Here is a 15,415-nt window from a genome sequence, read left to right as displayed (position 1 = left end):
ACGTGAACCTGCGCCACGAGAGCCTGCCCAACAGGCCCGCACAGGTTCCGAGTGAGGATACCTTCATGCCTGATGTAACCCTGACCACCCTGCGAGCGCTCAAGCAGAAGGGTGAGAAAATCACCATGCTGACCTGTTACGACGCCACCTTCGCCGACGCCTGCAGCAAGGCCGGCGTCGAAGTGCTGCTGATCGGCGACTCGCTAGGCATGGTGCTGCAGGGGCACGACAGCACCCTGCCGGTGAGCATGGCCGATACCGTCTACCACACCGCCAGCGTCAAACGCGGCAATGCCGGCGCGCTGATCGTCGCCGACCTGCCGTTCATGGCCAACGCCACCGTCGAGCAGACCCTGCACAACGCCGGGCTGCTGATGCAGGCCGGCGCCCACGTGATCAAGGTAGAAGGCGCCGCCTGGCTGGCCGAGTCCATCACCAAACTTGCCGAACGCGGCGTGCCGGTGTGCGCGCACATGGGCCTGACGCCCCAGGCGGTGAATATCCTCGGCGGTTACAAGGTGCAGGGCCGCGAACACAACCAGGCGCGCCAGATGGTCGCCGACGCCATCGCTCTGGAGCAGGCCGGCGCGGCCATGCTGCTGCTCGAATGCGTGCCGAGCCACCTCGCTGGCGAGATCAGCCGCGCAGTGAAAGTGCCGGTGATCGGCATCGGCGCAGGCCCGGATACCGACGGCCAGGTACTGGTGCTGCACGACATGCTCGGCCTGTCGCTGAGCGGCCGGGTGGCCAAGTTCGTGAAGAACTTCATGCACGGTCAGCCGAGCATCCAGGATGCCCTCGCCGCCTACGTGAAAGAAGTGAAAGCAGTCAGCTTCCCTGCCGCAGAGCACGGATTCTCCGCATGAACACCGTCAAGACCGTGGGCGAGCTGCGCGCCGCCATCGCTGAGGCTCGCAAGCAAGGCAAACAAATCGCCCTGGTACCGACCATGGGCAACCTGCACGCCGGCCATGCCGCGCTGGTGGAAAAAGCCGCGCAGTGCGCCGACTTCGTGGTCGCCAGCATCTTCGTCAACCCGATGCAGTTCGGCCCCGCCGAAGATCTCGACAAATACCCACGCACCCTGCAGGCCGACCAGCAGCGCCTGACCGAAGCGGGCTGCCATCTGCTGTTCCACCCGGATGTCGAGGAAATGTACCCCGGCGGCATGGGCGAGCAGACGCGCGTCAGCGTGCCCGGTGTGTCCGAGGGCCTGTGTGGCGCCAGCCGCCCGGGGCATTTCGAAGGTGTGGCGACGGTGGTTACCAAGCTGTTCAACATGGTGCAGCCGGATATAGCCGTGTTCGGCCAGAAGGACTTCCAGCAACTGGCGGTGATCCGCACGATGGTGCGAGACCTGAACATGCCGATCCAGATCATCGGCGAGCCAACGGTGCGCGCCGAAAACGGCCTGGCACTGTCCTCGCGCAACGGCTACCTCAGTGACGAGCAACGCGAGACCGCCAGCGTGCTCTATCGCTCGCTCAAGCAAATCGCCCAGGCCATCAAGAACGGCGAGCGCGACCTGGCCAAGCTGCTCGCTGCGGCGCAGCAGGAGCACGCCGCCGCCGGTTTGCGCGCCGACTATCTGGAAGTGCGCGAAGCCCAGAGCCTGCGCGCAGTCAGCCCTGGCGACCGCGAGCTGGTGGTGCTGGTGGCGGCCTACCTGGGTAACACCAGGCTGATCGACAACCTGAGTTTTAGCCTGGATCAGGGCTACTGATCGACCGCATCGCCTACACTGAAAGCCCGGAGACTCATCCGGGCTTTTTAGTATGCACAATCACCACTGAAGCCTGCCCCAACCCAAGCCCCAACAAGGAAGCCCCATGGCGTATCACCGTCAGCCGCTCGATGTTCTTGCCCTTCCCACCTGGCAGGCGCTGCAACAGCACCGCCAGGCCATGCAGCGCTTCAGCATGCGCGATGCCTTCGCCGCCAACCCACGGCGCTTCGAGCAGTTTTCCCTGAGCGCTTGCGGGCTGTTTCTCGACTATTCGAAGAACCTGGCCAGCGACGAGACCATCGCTCTGCTGATGGCCCTGGCCCGTGAAGTCGGCCTGGAGCAATCGATCCGCGCCATGTTCGACGGCGAGAAACTCAATGCCTCGGAAGGCCGTCCGGCACTGCACACCGCCCTGCGCCGGCCGCTGGGCGACAAGGTATTGGTCGACGGCGTGGACGTGATGCCCCAGGTGCAGCGCGTGCTGCAGCAGATGACCGAACTGGTCGGGCGCATCCACAGCGGCCTGTGGCGCGGCTTCACCGAAAAGCCGATCACCGATGTGGTGAACATCGGCATCGGCGGCTCTTTCCTCGGCCCGCAGCTGGTGTCCGAGGCGCTGCTGCCGTTCGCCCAGCGCGGCGTGCGTTGCCATTACCTGGCCAATATCGACGGCAGCGAGTTCCATGAGCTGTCGGCCAAGCTGCAGGCGGAAACCACCCTGTTCATCGTCTCGTCGAAATCCTTCGGCACCCTGGAAACCCTGAAGAACGCTCAGGCGGCGCGCGGCTGGTACCTGGCCCAGGGCGGCTCGGAGGCCGAGCTGTACCGCCACTTCATCGCCGTGTCGAGCAACCGCGAGGCGGCGGTGAGCTTCGGTATCCGCGAGGAAAACATCTTCCCGATGTGGGACTGGGTGGGCGGCCGTTACTCGCTGTGGTCGGCCATCGGCCTTCCGATTGCTTTGTCCATCGGCATGTCCAACTTCAAGGAGCTGCTGGCCGGCGCCTACAGCATGGACATGCACTTCAAGACCGCGCCCTTCGAGCAGAACATGCCGGTGCTGATGGCCCTGCTGGGCATCTGGTACGGCAATTTCTGGGATGCTCAAAGCCAGGCGATCCTGCCGTACGACCACTACCTGCGCAACATCACCAAGCACCTGCAGCAATTGGACATGGAGTCCAACGGCAAGAGCGTGCGCCAGGACGGTAGCCCGGTCAGCGGCGCCACCGGCCCGGTGATCTGGGGCGGCGTGGGCTGTAACGGCCAGCACGCCTACCACCAGTTGTTGCACCAGGGCACCCAGCTGATCCCGGCGGACTTCATCGTTCCGGTAGTGAGCTTCAACCCGGTCGCCGATCACCATCAGTGGCTGTACGCCAACTGTCTGTCGCAGAGCCAGGCACTGATGCTCGGCAAATCCCGCGAGGAAGCCGAGGCCGAACTTCGCGCCAAGGGCATGAACGAAGACGACGTGCAGCGCCTGGCGCCGCACAAGGTCATCCCCGGCAACCGGCCGAGCAACACCCTGGTGCTGGAGCGCATCAGCCCTCGCCGCCTCGGCGCACTGGTGGCGCTGTACGAGCACAAGGTGTTCGCCCAGAGCGCCATCTGGGGCATCAACGCTTTCGACCAGTGGGGTGTGGAGCTCGGCAAGGAGCTGGGCAAGGGCGTCTACTCGCGCATGGTCGGTAGCGAGCCGAGCGCCGCGGAAGACGGCTCGACCCAGGGGCTGATCAACTACTTCCGCGGTCGTCATCGCGGTTGATGCCTATTGCGGGCGCCCATTGCCGGGCGTCCGCAACACTTTGCGTCACTCGGCAACAGCGCCTCAAAACTTGGCTGCTAACCTTAGTGTCTATTGCGGACATAACAACAAAGGTACCCGCCATGTCTCTCCCTCATCGCTACCCCGTCAGCGACGCCGCCCGCCAGCGTACGCTTCTCGACGACGCCGCCTACCAGCGCCTTTATCGCCAGTCGGTCGACGACCCGCAGACTTTCTGGGGCGAGCAGGCCAAGGTTTTTCTCGACTGGTTCAAACCCTGGGACGAAGTCTGCAGTGGCAGCCTGAGCAAAGGCGATATCCGCTGGTTTTCCGGCGGCCAGCTGAACATCAGCCACAACTGCATCGACCGCCACCTGGCCAAGCGTGGCGACCAGGTGGCGCTGATCTGGGAAGGCGACGATCCTAAGGATTCGGCCTCCATCACCTACAAGCAGTTGCACGAGCAGGTCTGCCGTCTGGCCAATGTGCTCAAGAAGCGCGGCGTGAAGAAAGGCGACCGGGTGTGCATCTACATGCCGATGGTGCCCGAGGCGGCCTACGCCATGCTCGCCTGCACGCGCATCGGCGCCGTGCATTCGGTGGTATTCGGCGGCTTCTCGCCGGACGCGCTGCGCGACCGCATTCTCGACGCCGACTGCCGCACGGTGATCACTGCCGATGAAGCGGTACGCGGCGGCAAGCTGATCCCGCTCAAGAGCAACGTCGACAAGGCCCTGGCGAGCTGCCCCAACGTCTCCACCGTGCTGGTGGTGAAACGCACCGGCAACGCGGTCGGCTGGGATGAGAGGCGCGACCTCTGGTACGGCGAAGCCGTGCAGCAGGTAGGCGCCGACTACCCCGCCGAGCCGATGGATGCCGAGGATCCGCTGTTCATCCTCTATACCTCGGGCAGCACCGGCAAACCCAAGGGCGTGCTGCACACAACCGCCGGCTACCTGCTGCAGGCGGCGATGACCCACAAGTACGTGTTCGATTATCACGACGGCGATATCTACTGGTGCACCGCCGATGTCGGCTGGGTCACCGGACACAGCTACATCGTCTACGGCCCGCTGGCCAACGGCGCCACCAGCCTGATCTTCGAGGGCGTGCCCAACTACCCGGACACCTCGCGTTTCTGGCAGGTAATCGACAAACATCAGGTGAACATCTTCTACACCGCGCCGACCGCCCTGCGCGCGCTGATGCGTGAAGGCGAGGCGCCGGTGAAGAAAACCTCGCGCAGCAGCTTGCGCCTGCTCGGCAGCGTCGGCGAGCCGATCAACCCGGAAGCCTGGGAATGGTACTTCAAGGTGGTCGGCGAGCAGCGCTGCCCCATCGTCGACACCTGGTGGCAGACCGAGACCGGCGCCATCATGATCACCCCGCTACCCGGCGCCACCGACCTCAAGCCGGGCTCGGCGACGCGGCCGTTCTTCGGCGTGCAGCCGGTACTGCTCGACGAACAGGGCAAGGAAATCGACGGCCCGGGCGCCGGCGTGCTGGCGATCAAGGCCAGCTGGCCGAGCCAGATCCGCAGCGTGTACGGTGACCACAAGCGCATGCTGGAAACCTACTTCACCGCCTACCCTGGTTACTACTTCAGCGGTGACGGCGCGCGCCGCGACGAGGATGGTTACTGGTGGATCACCGGGCGTATCGATGACGTGATCAACGTCTCCGGCCACCGCATCGGCACCGCCGAGGTGGAAAGCGCCCTGGTGCTGCACAACGCCGTGGCCGAGGCCGCTGTGGTCGGCTACCCCCATGACGTAAAGGGCCAAGGTATCTACGCTTTCGTCACCACCATGAACGGTGTAGAGCCGAGCGACGAGCTGAAGAAGGAGCTGCTAAGCCTGGTCGGCAAAGAGATCGGCAGCTTCGCCAAGCCGGAGCTGATCCAGTGGGCGCCGGGCCTGCCGAAGACCCGCTCGGGCAAGATCATGCGGCGCATCTTGCGCAAGATCGCCTGCAACGAGTTGGACACGCTTGGCGATACCTCGACCCTGGCCGACCCGAGCGTGGTCGACAGCCTGATCGAACAGCGTCTCAACAGCTGACGCCCGCTCCATGGCCTGACATTTGTGAGGCCATGGAGTCTCTTGCCTTGGATCGGGCAAGCGCTGAAACTGCGCGTCATGGAAAGCCTACGTCGTCAGATCGAAAAGCAGGTGCACAGCCTTACCGGCGCGTCCTTGGGCGTGCTCGACCTTGATCAGCCGCGCTTCGATGCCGGTTTGTTCGGCCCCGAATCGATGGTCTGGAAGGTCCACGCCGACTTCACCTCAATGATGGTCGGCGGCATCTCCGCCCTGCTGCTACAGATGCTCCATCCGCTGGCCCTGGCCGGTGTGTGGGATCACTCCACCTTCCGCCAGGACATGATCGGCCGCCTGCGTCGCACCAGCCTGTTCGTCGCCGGTACCACCTATGGCGGCCGGCACGACGCCGAGCAGCTGATCGACAAGGTGCGGCGCATCCACCTGCAGGTGGTTGGCCAGGCGCCGGATGGCCGCCCCTATGCCGCGTACGATCCAGACTTGCTGACCTGGGTGCACGTCTCCGAAGTCAGCCAGTTTCTGGCCGGCTACCTGAGCTATGTGGACCCAGAACTGCCGGTCGCCGAGCAGGATCGCTATTACCGCGAGGTGGCGCTGATCGCCGAACGCCTGGGCGCCCAGAACGTGCCCAAATCCAGCCAGGCCATCGGCGATTATCTGCAACGCATGCGCCCGCAGCTGCTGTGCGATGACCGCACCCGCGAAGTGGTTCGGCTGCTGTATGCCGCGCCGGTGCCGAATATTCTGGCCAAGCCCTTTGGCAGCCTGATGATGCAGGCCGGCGTCGACCTGCTGCCGGACTGGGCCAGCGAGCTGCTGGGCGAACATCAGGCCGCCTGGCGCCGCCCGGTGATCCGCGCCGGCGTCAGACGCACCGCCAAGCTGCTGCGCTGGGCGGTGGTCAACAGCGCAGCGCAGCGAGCCGCCCGGCGCGTGGCACCCTGACCTGAGAACCTGTTCAAAGTCTGCTGCGCGTCGGCACTGCGGCGTTAAAAACAGGCTGGAATGCCAGCCCAGTCGGACTGCTCATTTACAGCTCGTAAAGTCGAGCGCGACTCCGACCGGTCCTCGCCTGTTTTTGCGGGGCCGCCTAGGCCTTGCATTGCTCTAGCTCGTGAGACTTTGAACAGGCTCTGAGACATCGGCCTCGAACCGGCAGCCGGCGCTTTTTTGCTAAACTGCCGGCCCTCCCTTTTCCGAGACGCCGCGCGTGCCTTCTCTTGACCAGGCGCTGCGCGCCGCCCTCGCCGCCCGCGAAAACCTTTTCAATGACCTGCACGCCCAGGGCACCGACTGCTATCGCCTGTTCCATGGCAGCCAGGAGGGCGCCGGCGGCCTGACCGTCGACCGCTACGGCCCGCAGCTGATGGTGCAGAGCTTTCACCAGACACTCGGCCGCGACGAGCTGCTTGCCCTGCACGGCCAGATCAACGAAAGCCTCGGACTGACCACCCTGCTGGTCTACAACGACCGCTCCAAGGGCAACTCGCGCATTGATCGCAGCGACGCGGTGTACGTCGCCGATGACAGCGCATTGGTCGATCTGGTGGGCCGGGAATGGGGGCTCAACTACAGGGTGCGTGGCCGCCATGCCGGTCAGGACCCGCTGCTGTTTCTCGACCTGCGCAACGCCCGCGGCTGGGTGCAGCGCCACAGCGCCGGCAAAAGCGTGCTCAATCTGTTCGCCTACACCTGCGGCGTGGGCCTGAATGCTGCCGCCGGCGGCGCGAGTGAGGTGGTCAACCTCGACTTCGCCGAAGGCAACCTGGCGGTGGGCCGCGAGAATGGCGCACTTAACCCGAATCTTGCGCCCATGCAGTTCGTGCAATCGGATTACTTCCCGGCGATCCGCCAGTGGGCCGGGCTGCCCATCGCCGCGCGCCGTGGCCAGAAGCTGCCGAGCTACCCGCGCCTGGAACAGCGCCAGTTCGACCTGGTGTTTCTCGACCCGCCGGCCTGGGCCAAGAGCGCCTTCGGCACCGTCGACCTGCTGCGCGATTACCAGAGCCTGCTCAAGCCGGCGATTCTCGCCACGGCCGAGGACGGCACCCTGGTGTGCTGCAACAACCTGGCGAAAGTGCCCATGGACGAATGGCGCGAGCAGGTGCTGCGTTGCGCCAGCAAGCTCGGCCGCCCGGTACGCGAATACGAACAGCTGCCACCGGCGGCAGACTTTCCCTCGGCCGATGGCAACCCACCGCTGAAAACCCTAGTGCTGCATTTCTGAACGGGCCACCCTTCCCTCGGAACCTAGGCCCCGTGCCATAATCCAAGGCACTCCCGCCAGGAAGATGAAGCGAAACCATGCCCAAAGGATTGCGCCGCGCTGCCACTGCTCTGTTGATTGCTCTGGGCCTGTACAGCCTGATCGGCTTCCTGATCCTGCCGGGCGTTGCCCTGCGTATCGCCAATCAGCAGTTGGAGAACTACGCGACCCAGCCGGCGCGGCTGGATCGCCTGCAGCTCAACCCCTTCACCCTGGAATTGAAACTGTGGGGCCTGCATCTGGGTGAGCCCGGCAAGGAGCAGGTGGCGTTCGAACACCTGGCGGTCGACCTGGAGCTGGACAGCCTGTGGAGCGGCGCCCTGCACCTGGCGGACGTCACCCTGGTCAAGCCGCACACCGAGGTACGTTTCAGCAAGGACGGCACCCTCAACCTGGCGCAGCTGTTCAAGCTGCCGCCCAGCGAGCCCAAAACCGATGAGCCTGGCGAGCCGTTTCCGCTGCGCATCGACCGTATCGAACTGGCCGGCGGTAACCTGCGTTTTCAGGACCTGCGCCCGCAGGAGCCGATCGACATCCACTACGACGACCTGAACCTCGAGCTGCACAACCTCAGCACCCTGCCCGACGACAACGCCGATATGACCCTGGTGGCCACCGGCCCGGCGGGCGGACGTATCGACTGGAGCGGCGAGCTGAGCCTGAGCCCGTTCAGCTCCAGCGGCACCCTGAAGATCACCGACGAACCCATGCAGGCGTTCTGGCCCTACGTGCGCGACGCTGTGCCGCTGGTGCTCGAACAGGGCGTGGTCAACCTCAGCACCGACTACCGCCTGGACTTGCGCAAGGGCACCGAGCTGAGCCTCAGCAACACGCGCCTCAAGGCGGCGCCGTTCGCCATGAAGGCGCCGGACGGTAAGCCGCTGATCAAGCTGCAATCGCTGGAAGTCAGCGAAACCTCGCTGGATCTGGCCAAGCAGCAAGTAGTGATCGGCAAGGTACGCGGACAGCAGCTCGAAGCCTGGGCGAGCCGTGAAAAGGATGGTGAGCTGGACTGGCAGAAGCTGTTTGCCGGTAAATCCGGACAAGGTGAGAAACCGGCCCCAGCAGCCAAGTCGAACAGTCCCGAGCCTGTCAAACCTGAGACCGCCAAGGCAGAAAACGACGTGCCAGCGAAAAAGCCGGCCTGGCAAGTGCAGGTCAAGGACGTGCAACTGCGCGACTACCACGCCCATCTGGTGGACCGCGTGCCAGACGACGAGGTCGCCGTCGAGCTCGGCCCGCTGAATCTGGACATGCAGAACTTCGACAGCCTGGGTACCTCGCCTTTCAACCTCAAGCTGGATACCGGCGTCGGCAAACAGGGCAAGCTGCAGGCCGACGGCCAGGTGCAATTGAGCCCGACCACCGCCAGCCTGAAGGTCGCCACCCGCAACGTCGATATGCGTGTGGCCCAGGCCTATATCAGCCCCTTCGTACACCTGGAGCTGCGCAGCGGGCTGCTGAACAGCGATCTCGATGTCGCCCTGACCGGTACCGAGCCGCTGGCGCTGCGCGTGCAGGGCAAGGCGCAGGTGACCCAGCTGCACACCCTGGACACCATCAAGGACCGTGACCTGCTGCGCTGGAAGCAGCTCGACCTGGGCGGCATCGACTACCGCCACGGTGAGCGCCTGGACATCGAGCGGGTGGACCTGGAGCAGCCCTATGCGCGCTTCATCATCAACGAAGACCTGACCACCAACGTCAACGAGCTGATCATCAAGCAACCGGCCGGCAACGCCTCCCAGGCCAAGTCCGCCGCCGATGCCTCGGCGGATAAGCCCATGGCGATCCGCATCGGCGAGGTCAGCCTCAAGGACGGCTCGGCCAACTTCGCCGACTTCAGCTTGCGGCCCAACTTCGCCACCGCCGTGCAGCAGCTCAATGGCCGCATCGGCACCCTGGACAGCACCAGCAGCAAACCGGCGCCGGTCAACGTCACCGGCAAGGTGGACCGCTACGCTCCGGTCAGCATCAAAGGCAGCCTGACGCCATTCGATCCGCTACAGAGCCTGGATATCGCCACCCAGTTCAAGCAGGTCGAGCTGACTACCCTGACGCCCTACTCCGGCAAATTCGCCGGCTACCGCATCCGCAAGGGCCGCCTGAATCTGGACCTGCACTACCGCATCAACGACGGCAAGCTCAACGCCGAGAACAAGGTGCTGGTCGAGCAATTGCAGCTGGGCGAAAAGGTCGACAGCCCGGACGCCGTCGACCTGCCGATTCGCCTGGCCGTGGCCCTGCTCAAAGACACCCAGGGGCGCATCTCCCTGGAACTGCCGCTGCAGGGCAACCTCAACGACCCGCAATTCAGCGTCATGCCCATCGTCTGGCAGACCTTGCGCAACCTGGTGCTGCGCACCGCCCAGGCACCGTTCAAGTTCATCGGTGGGCTGGTCAGGGGCGGCAGCGACATGGACCTGAGCACTGTGGCCTTCGCCCCTGGCAGCGCCGAGCTCGACGAGCAGGCGCAAAAGACTCTGGACACCCTGGCTGACGCCCTGCAGGAACGCCCCGCCCTGCGCCTGGAAATCGAAGGCGCAGCTGCCCAGAGTGCCGACGGTCCGCTGCTCGCAGAGCGACGCCTGCAACGCGAATATCAGGATTACCTGTACCGCATCATGCAGCGCCGTGGCGATAAGGTGCCGGGCAGTGCCGAGGAGCTGGTGGTGCCCGAGGACGAGAAAGCCCCGCTACTCGAAGGCATCTACCGCGCGCGCCTCAAGCAGCAGCCGCCGGCCGAATGGGCCAAACTGAGCGATGACGAACGCACCGCCAAACTGCATGCGGCGGTCCTGGCATCCTGGAGTGACAGCCGCGGTCTGCAGCGCCAGCTCGCGCAGCAGCGCGCGGCGGCGATCAAGGACTATCTGGTGGACCGCGACAAACTGGCGGACGAGCGCATCTACCTGCTCGACGTTAACCTCGGCCAGGCAGAACCCGATGGCCGTGTGGCCACTCCCCTTCATCTGGGCAGCGAGTGACAAGCATGAAACGACTAGGCCTGCTGCTGGTGTTATGCGCCAGCCCACTGCTGAGTCACGCCGACACGCTGCGCTGTGGCAGCAAGCTGGTGAACCTTGGTGATCGTACCTTCGAGGTGATGCAGAAATGCGGTGAGCCCGCGTTCCGTGACCCGGTCGGCTACACGGTCGGCCCCTACAACCGGCGCGAAACCAATATCGAGGAATGGGCCTACGAGCCCAGCAACGGCATGTTTACCATCCTGACCTTCGAGGGCAATCGGCTAACGCGCATCGAGCGCAAACGCCGGCAATGACCATGATCAAGACACTATTTCCCTGCGCCCTGCTGGTGCTGCTGGCCGGCACCGCCAATGCCTCGACCTGGCGCTGCGACAGAGCGATCGCCAGCACCGGCGACACCACGGCCGAAGTACAGGCCAAATGCGGCGAACCGAACAACCGCTCGTTCATCGGCTACAAGGATCAGACCGACCGCTACGGTTTCACCCATGAGGTGCAGATCGAGGAATGGAGCTATGGGCCGCGCAACGGCATGAACTACTTTCTGCGTTTCGAAGGCAATCGCCTGGAACGGATCGACAGCAAGCGCGGCGATTAGCTTGCTGCGCTGATCAGATAGGCGACGACTGGATGTCGCCGCCGGTGAACGCGAGGCTTTAGTAGGAGGGGCTCTAGCCCCGAGCTCTTTGTTTGCGTTAATAAAAACTCGCGGCTAAAGCCGCTCCTACGCAATCGCTGAGCTTCTGTTTCTACCTTGTAGCAGCCTCTTTCACGTCGCCTAAAAACTCGTGGACAGGTTCTTAACTGCGAGCAGCTTTGACTGCCGCGATGTAGGCCTCAGCATTGCGCTGATCCTGGATCAAGGCAACGAAGTCATTACCGTCAGCGTCCTTGGCATCCAGGTCGTAACCGGCCTCGACGAAGAAGCCCAGGAAACGTTCGAAGTCGTGGTCACGCAGGCCGCGGTAGGCTTTAACCAGTTTGTGCAGCGAAGGCGGCGTGGCATCGGCCGGTTCCACGGCGAGAAACAGCTTGATCTGCTCATCGCTGATGTCGTCACCAATGACCTGCTTCTTGTCTTTACGCATCGCTCACTCCAGCCAACCAGAACACGGGGCCGGCAGTGTACCCCTGGCGTGACGAGCGCTCAACGCACCGCGCATCCGGCGCTCCTATCACCGCCACAGGCAAGGCGGTACGCGACCTAAGTCAACACCCGGGCGTCCGGCGCCGTTCTATACTGCCGGCATTCCTTTCAGGAAGCGCCGCCATGCCTACCCTGTTCGCCGCCTGCCGCCAGAGCCTGCGTAGAGGCTACTCCTGGGCCAGCCTGCGCGGCGACCTGGCCGCCGGCCTCACGGTGGGCATCATCGCCATTCCACTGGCCATGGCTTTGGCGATCGCCGTCGGCGTAGCGCCGCAACACGGCCTCTACACGGTGCTGGTCGCCGCACCGCTGATTGCCCTGTGTGGCGGTTCGCGCTTCAACATCTCCGGCCCTACGGCGGCCTTCGTGGTGATCCTGTTGCCGATTACCCAGCAGTTCGGCATTGGCGGCCTGCTGCTGTGCACGGTGATGGCCGGGCTTATCCTGATCGCCCTGGGCCTGCTCAAGGCCGGGCGACTGATCGAGTTCGTGCCCTATCCGGTCACCCTTGGCTTCACCGCCGGCATCGGCATCGTCATCGCCACCCTGCAGCTCAAGGATCTGCTCGGCCTGCAACTGGCCGGGCAGCCGAGCCACTACGTACAGCAGATACAGATGCTCTGGCATGCGCTGCCAGGCATCCAGCCCGGGGACACGATGGTTGCGCTGGCGTGCCTCGGCGTATTGTTGGTCTGGCCGCGGCTGGTGCCGCGGGTACCCGGACACTTGGTAGCGCTGACGGTCGGTGCGCTCTTGGGCCTGGCACTGGAACACGGTGGCTTGCCGGTAGCGACCCTCGGTGAGCGTTTCAGTTACAGCGTCGACGGCGTCAGCTACCCAGGCATTCCACCTTTCCTGCCGAGCTTCGCCTGGCCCTGGCAACTGCCGGGCGCCGATGGTCAGCCGCTGGTGCTGTCGTTCGAACTGATCCGCCAGTTACTGGCGCCGGCCTTCGCCATCGCCATGCTCGGCGCTATCGAGTCGCTGCTCTGCGCGGTGGTGGCCGACGGCATGACCGGCAGCAAGCACGACCCCAATGCCGAACTGCTCGGCCAAGGCATCGGCAATCTGGTCGCACCGCTGTTCGGTGGTATCACCGCCACCGCAGCCATTGCCCGCAGCGCCACCAACGTGCGGGCCGGCGCGTGCTCGCCGCTGGCCGCAATCATTCATGCTGGCGTGGTGCTGGCGGCCATCCTGTTTCTCGCCCCGCTGTTCAGCTACCTGCCGATGGCCGCGCTGGCCGCTCTGCTGCTGATCGTGGCGTGGAACATGAGCGAGGCCCATCACGTGGCTCATACCCTGCGCATCGCGCCGCGTAGCGACGTGCTGGTGCTGCTCACCTGCCTCTCGCTGACGGTGCTGTTCGACATGGTATTGGCAGTGGGCGTCGGCCTGCTGCTAGCCGCCGGGCTGTTCATCAAACGGATGAGCGAGCTGACCGATGCCCAGCGCCTGCCGCGCAACGGCCATCAGGCCCTGAGCGACCTGCCCGAACACGTGCTGGCCCTGGCCATCCGCGGGCCGCTGTTCTTCGGCGCGGCGCAGCGCACACTGGAAGCACTGCGCCGGCTCGATCCGCATATCCGCGTGGTGATTCTGGATGTCAGCGCAGTGCCGATGCTCGACATGACCGCCCTCGCCGCCCTGCACAGCACCGTACTGGAATACCGCCAGCAGGGCATCGCCCTGATCATCAGCGGCGCCTCACCGTCACTGCGCCTGAAACTGCGTCGCGCCGGCCTGCAGCGGGCCCATGGGCGCCTAAGTTATGCCCGGGATCTGCCACAGGCGCGAGCGATCTGCGAGAGCTGGCCAAGCGACGCCTGAATCGCGTGCCAGCCAGCCGAGGGGCTTGGAAGCCATTCACGATCTTCGGGGGTGATTTCAGCGCTTTGCCTGCAAAGTGGCGGGAGCAGCCGTTCCCCGCTCCCACAGATACTGCGCTGATGTCCGCTTCTGTCTTGTAGCCGTCTCCTCATGTCGCCAAAAAGACCGTGAACAGGCTCTCAGAGCCCCTTGACCGCGAAGATGCCCGGGGCGTTGCGCCAGTACCCCTTGTAATCCATGCCGTAACCGAAGATGTAGCGGTCGATGCACGGCAGGCCCACGTAATCGGCCTTCAGGTCCGGACGTGCCTTGCGGTCGTGATCCTTGTCGATCAGCACCGCGGTGTGCACGTTGGCGGCGCCAGCGTGGTGGCAGAAATCGATGATCGCGCCCAGGGTGTGCCCTTCGTCGAGGATGTCATCGATGATCAGCACGTCGCGGTCGATGAACGACACTTCCGGCTTGGCCTTCCAGAACAGCTCGCCGCCGCTGGTCTGGTTGCGGTAGCGGCTGGCGTGCAGGTAGCTGGCTTCCAGGGGGAAGTCGAGCTGGGTGAGCAGCTTGCCGGAGAAGATCAGCCCGCCGTTCATCACACAGAACACCACCGGGTTGCGCTCGGCCAGATCGGCGTTGATGGCGGCGGCGACGCGGGTGATGGCGGCTTCCACGTCGGCTTCGCTGTACAGGCAGTCGGCTTCGGCCATGACCTGGCGGATGTGGGCGAGATCGGCAGACATAGGGTGTCCTCGTTGGCGGGCGCAGGCGGCTCCGCATGGGTGGCCCCGGCGCGGGATTTTTCACCGGGTCAGAAAAAAGTCGGCCACGTTACGCATCCGCCTGACAAGGCGCAAGCGCCGGCAGCGACACACGACAAATGGCACAGCCGTTGCTCGACGAATGCAAAAAGTTCCATATCGGCAGCGCCAAGTTGCAATGCAATGCTTTAACCTAGCGTGTTTTTTGCCCATTTTTGCCGGAGACCCTGCAATGCCCGTCCTCGAGATCCGCCACCCGCTGATTCGCCACAAGATCGGCCTCATGCGCCGCGCGGATATCAGTACCAAGAACTTCCGTGAGCTGGCCCAGGAAGTGGGCGCCCTGCTCACTTATGAGGCGACCAAGGATCTGCGCCTGGAAACCTATGAAATCGAAGGCTGGGCGGGTCCCGTGCAGGTCGAGAAGATCTCCGGCAAGAAGATCACCGTGGTGCCGATTTTGCGCGCAGGCATCGGCATGCTCGACGGCGTACTCAGCCTGATCCCCGGCGCCAAGGTCAGCGCCGTCGGCGTGGCCCGCAACGAGGAAACCCTGCAGGCGCACACCTACCTGGAAAAGCTGGTGCCGGAAATCAACGAGCGCCTGGCGATGATCATCGACCCGATGCTCGCCACCGGCAGTTCCATGGTCGCCACTATCGACCTGCTGAAAAAGGCTGGCTGCAAGGAAATCCGCGCCATGGTGCTCGTCGCTGCCCCCGAAGGTATCAAGGCGGTGAATGAAGCGCACCCGGATGTGCAGATCTACACCGCGTCCATCGACCAGCGCCTCAACGAACACGGCTACATCATCCCGGGCCTCGGTGATGCCGGCGACAAGATCTTCGGCACCAAGCAGAAGGACGCCTGATC

The 15,415-nt window shown here is 64.3% G+C and carries 13 protein-coding genes; 11 read left to right on the top strand and 2 right to left on the bottom strand.

The annotated features are described in order from the left end of the window. The first annotated feature begins 65 nt into the window (after nucleotides 1–65). From panB to PVA39_RS18375, 9 genes are all read left to right on the top strand, one after another. Complete coding sequence (gene panB / locus PVA39_RS18415) at nucleotides 66–866, top strand: 3-methyl-2-oxobutanoate hydroxymethyltransferase (protein WP_147176756.1); 801 nt, start codon at nucleotides 66–68, stop codon at nucleotides 864–866. Continuing rightward, entirely contained in the window at nucleotides 863–1,723 is an 861-nt protein-coding gene (panC, locus tag PVA39_RS18410; RefSeq protein WP_274125260.1) for a pantoate--beta-alanine ligase, read from the top strand. Before panB ends, panC begins: the two co-directional genes overlap by 4 nt. A gap of 106 nt (nucleotides 1,724–1,829) precedes the next feature. Beyond that, a complete protein-coding gene (pgi, locus tag PVA39_RS18405) occupies nucleotides 1,830–3,494 on the top strand; it encodes a glucose-6-phosphate isomerase (protein ID WP_274125259.1) in 1,665 nt (554 codons plus the stop codon). 122 nt (nucleotides 3,495–3,616) lie between these two features. Continuing rightward, the gene (gene acs / locus PVA39_RS18400) at nucleotides 3,617–5,554 is read left to right on the top strand and encodes an acetate--CoA ligase (RefSeq protein ID WP_274125258.1); all 1,938 of its coding nucleotides are present in this window, start codon (nucleotides 3,617–3,619) and stop codon (nucleotides 5,552–5,554) included. Nucleotides 5,555–5,632: 78 nt separating this feature from the next. After that, nucleotides 5,633–6,499 carry an oxygenase MpaB family protein gene (locus tag PVA39_RS18395; RefSeq protein WP_274125257.1) on the top strand — a complete coding sequence of 289 codons (867 nt, stop codon included), beginning with the start codon at nucleotides 5,633–5,635 and terminating at the stop codon, nucleotides 6,497–6,499. 265 nt (nucleotides 6,500–6,764) lie between these two features. Then, nucleotides 6,765–7,781, top strand: coding sequence for a class I SAM-dependent rRNA methyltransferase (locus tag PVA39_RS18390; protein WP_274125256.1), 1,017 nt, complete (start codon nucleotides 6,765–6,767; stop codon nucleotides 7,779–7,781). A gap of 77 nt (nucleotides 7,782–7,858) precedes the next feature. Then, nucleotides 7,859–10,807 (top strand): DUF748 domain-containing protein, encoded by a 2,949-nt coding sequence (locus PVA39_RS18385; RefSeq protein WP_274125255.1) that lies wholly within the window; start codon nucleotides 7,859–7,861, stop codon nucleotides 10,805–10,807. A 5-nt stretch (nucleotides 10,808–10,812) separates the two neighbouring features. Next, nucleotides 10,813–11,103, top strand: coding sequence for a DUF2845 domain-containing protein (locus PVA39_RS18380; RefSeq protein WP_093505701.1), 291 nt, complete (start codon nucleotides 10,813–10,815; stop codon nucleotides 11,101–11,103). Continuing rightward, nucleotides 11,100–11,408, top strand: a complete 309-nt coding sequence (locus PVA39_RS18375) for a DUF2845 domain-containing protein (protein WP_081729549.1) — start codon at nucleotides 11,100–11,102, stop codon at nucleotides 11,406–11,408. Before PVA39_RS18380 ends, PVA39_RS18375 begins: the two co-directional genes overlap by 4 nt. A 202-nt stretch (nucleotides 11,409–11,610) precedes the next feature. Here PVA39_RS18375 and PVA39_RS18370 read toward each other — a convergent pair whose 3' ends face one another. Beyond that, nucleotides 11,611–11,898, bottom strand: a complete 288-nt coding sequence (locus PVA39_RS18370) for a PA4642 family protein (RefSeq protein ID WP_147176762.1) — start codon at nucleotides 11,896–11,898, stop codon at nucleotides 11,611–11,613. Nucleotides 11,899–12,080: 182 nt separating this feature from the next. Here PVA39_RS18370 and dauA point away from each other — a divergent pair, with 182 nt between their 5' ends. Beyond that, nucleotides 12,081–13,787, top strand: a complete 1,707-nt coding sequence (gene dauA / locus PVA39_RS18365) for a C4-dicarboxylic acid transporter DauA (RefSeq protein ID WP_274125254.1) — start codon at nucleotides 12,081–12,083, stop codon at nucleotides 13,785–13,787. A gap of 179 nt (nucleotides 13,788–13,966) precedes the next feature. On the opposite strand, the gene PVA39_RS18360 is transcribed toward dauA, so the two are convergent. Beyond that, nucleotides 13,967–14,524, bottom strand: a complete 558-nt coding sequence (locus PVA39_RS18360) for a hypoxanthine-guanine phosphoribosyltransferase (RefSeq protein ID WP_075931803.1) — start codon at nucleotides 14,522–14,524, stop codon at nucleotides 13,967–13,969. A 250-nt stretch (nucleotides 14,525–14,774) separates the two neighbouring features. Between PVA39_RS18360 and upp the strand changes: the two genes are divergently transcribed. Next, complete coding sequence (gene upp, locus PVA39_RS18355; RefSeq protein ID WP_013790052.1) at nucleotides 14,775–15,413, top strand: uracil phosphoribosyltransferase; 639 nt, start codon at nucleotides 14,775–14,777, stop codon at nucleotides 15,411–15,413. Nucleotides 15,414–15,415: the final 2 nt, after the last annotated feature.

This window comes from Pseudomonas sp. CNPSo 3701, assembly GCF_028674975.1.
Classification (GTDB): Bacteria; Pseudomonadota; Gammaproteobacteria; order Pseudomonadales; family Pseudomonadaceae; genus Aquipseudomonas; species Aquipseudomonas straminea.
Note: the sequence above shows the minus strand (reverse complement) of the source record. Positions and strands in the feature narration are given on the sequence as shown.